The sequence below is a fragment of the Streptomyces sparsus genome (assembly GCF_054776295.1).
The window spans coordinates 1-2,689 of record NZ_BAAHCA010000675.1 but is presented as its reverse complement, the minus strand read 5'-3'; the positions used below and the strand labels follow the sequence as shown (position 1 = coordinate 2,689).

General features: G+C 72.3%; 2 protein-coding genes. One reads left to right on the top strand and one right to left on the bottom strand.

Features of this window, described 5'->3' with window-relative positions:
• Positions 1 to 1,400 (bottom strand): hypothetical protein (locus tag ACYVE9_RS21985; RefSeq protein WP_461029617.1); only part of this gene is annotated, 1,400 nt, incomplete at its 3' end.
• A gap of 510 nt (positions 1,401 to 1,910) precedes the next feature.
• Here ACYVE9_RS21985 and proB point away from each other — a divergent pair.
• A partial coding sequence (gene proB / locus ACYVE9_RS21980; RefSeq protein ID WP_461029616.1) for a glutamate 5-kinase occupies positions 1,911 to 2,689 on the top strand: 779 nt, incomplete at its 3' end.

Genomic DNA, 2,689 nt, shown 5'->3' with positions numbered 1-2,689 from the left:
CGGGCGCGGCCCGGCTCTGCGGCGCGCACCCGGTTGGCCTCGGCGATCATGGCCTGGATGCGGGAGTTGGCCGCGCCAGCTCGGGGGTCGACCGAGCCGGTCATCGGGTGCGGCTTGTAGAGCAGGCGGACGCCGGGGTCGGCCAGCAGCGCGCGGACGATGTTCTCACCGGCCAGGATCACCGAGGTGTTGCCCGGGTCGTCCGTCCAGCCCTCCCAGGTGGGGGCGTAGAGCACCGTGGTGAAAGCCCCCGTGGGCGCGCCCCTGTGCGGCTCGATGGGGGCCAGCTGCGGACGTCCCACCTCCACCACGTCGTGGTCGTCGACGCCGATGTCGGCGAGCTGGTAGCGCTCGCGGGCCGCGGCGCCGGCCACCCACACCTCGTCGTACGCCTTGGCGTACGGGTTGCAGCTGGAAAGCTTGTCGCTCTCGCCGTGGTTGATGAAGGCGTGCTTGATGGACGGGATGCGCAGCACCTGGGAGGTCTTGCCGGAGTTCGCCGGGTGCACCATCGCCTTGAGCGAGGAGTGCTCCAGCGACATCAGATGGGCGACCTTCGGGATGCACACCACGGGCACGTCCGTCGCGTCGATCTTCTGCATCATGAAGCGCTCACGCAGCACGATCAGCGGCTTCGCGTCCAGCTCGGAGAGCGTGGAGAGCCACATGTTGGCCTGGTAGGCCGAGGTCGGACCGCCGGAGAAGTACATCGCGACCGTCGGCTTGCAGGTGGCCAGCCAGCTGTCGAGCCAGGCCAGTACCTCCCGCTCGCCGGGGGTGCGCTTCCCCGGCAGCATCCAGGTCGCGAGCAGCGCCGCGCCGGCGAGGAACAGCACCAGGCTGACCGCGACACCGACCGCGCCGAAGAGGATCTCCTGGGTGGCGGCGGTGGCCAGCAGGCCCGCCGTGGCCGGGAGCATGAAGTGCAGGAGCCGCCGGCTGGGCTGTCTGGCGAGGATGCGCGGGGGAGCGGGCGACAGCCGCAGCGCCGAGGTGTCGATGTTGCGGGTGAGGATCGGCAGCGTCCGGTTGCGTCGCACCAGCAGGGCGACAGCCTGGCAGCCGAAGTGGGCGGCGTAGGCGCCCAGCAGCAGCATGACCAGGGGAGCCTCCGCCAGCGGGTCGATGCCCGGCGCCTGGACCAGTCCGATCACCAGCAGCATGTCGCGCAGCAGCTGACGGGTGGGCACGTCGAAGCGGACCCTGCCCAGCAGCGCCAGCAGGCCGGGCTGCCGGTGGTGCAGGTACAGGTCGAGGAGGAAGCCCGCCGCGGAGGCGGTGATGAACAGGGGGACGCTGGGCAGCAGCGCTCCGGCGAGCTGGGCGGAGAAGAACACCAGCATCGCGAGGAGGGCGGAGAGCTGTCCCACGCGGCGGAAAACGAGTCCGGCGAACGGCACGGGCTGGCTCCTGGCAGGAGGCGATCGGATGGGGCGGTCGGAGGTGGGGGCGACCGGGATGACCCCCGACCGTATGCCGTAGCGCCGTGACGTGACAATTGCCGGTGATCAAGCACACGTTTGAGGCGGCGCGTGGCAGCGGTCGGTCGGCACTCGCGGTGCTGGCACCCGCCTTGATTCTACGGGAGTTGGCCGCTTCCTCCGGATCCGCCGGAAGTCGGCGGGACCCGCCCGGGGCGCCGGAGCCGCGACCGGCCGTCCACCTCGACGTCCGTGAGAGTAACCGAATGGACACGTTCAGTGCACGAAGCGGACTCGGGGACGTCGGGTCCGGCCGCTGGACCGGCCGCACACCGCCGGGCGGGCTGGCGTACATTGCGGCCGGAAGCAGGCGTGACCACAGCGGACGCGCACCGACACGGCAGAGCAAGCACGACCACGGCAGAGCACGGACGCCGCGGTGGACGGGTACGACCACGGCGGACACGACACGGAGCGCGGGGATCACCGGTGGCAGCGGCAGGTGCGGAACAGACGGAGGGGACGAGGCCCGAGGTGCTGCGGGCCCGCAGGGTCGTCGTGAAGGTGGGTTCGTCCTCGCTGACCACGGCGGCCGGCGGACTGGACGCGGACCGGGTCGACGCCCTGGTGGACGTGCTCGCGGCCTACGGCGCCAGGGAGGGCGACGAGGGCAAGGAGGTCGTCCTGGTCTCCTCCGGTGCCATCGCCGCCGGACTGTCCCCGCTCGGCCTGCCCCGCCGGCCGCGGGACCTGGCCCGCCAGCAGGCCGCCGCCAGCGTCGGCCAGGGTCTGCTGGTCGCCCGCTACACGGCTTCGTTCGCGCGATACGGCCGCCGCGTCGGCCAGGTGCTGCTGACCTCGGACGACACCAGCCGCCGCGGCCACTACCGCAACGCCTTCCGGACGCTGGAGCAGCTGCTGGTGATGGGCGCGGTGCCGATCGTCAACGAGAACGACACCGTCGCCACCGACGAGATCAGGTTCGGGGACAACGACCGGCTGGCCGCGCTCGTGGCGCACCTGGTGCGGGCCGACCTGCTGGTCCTGCTCTCGGACGTGGACGGCCTCTACGACGGTGACCCCAGCACCCCCGGCGCCCGCCGTCTCCACGAGGTGCGCGGGCCCGCCGACCTGGACACCGTCTCGCTGGGCAGCGTGGGGCAGTCCGGCGTGGGCACCGGCGGCATGGTCACCAAGGCGGACGCGGCCCGGATCGCCACCGGGACCGGCGTCCCGGTGGTCCTGACCTCCGCCAGCCGTGCCGCGGA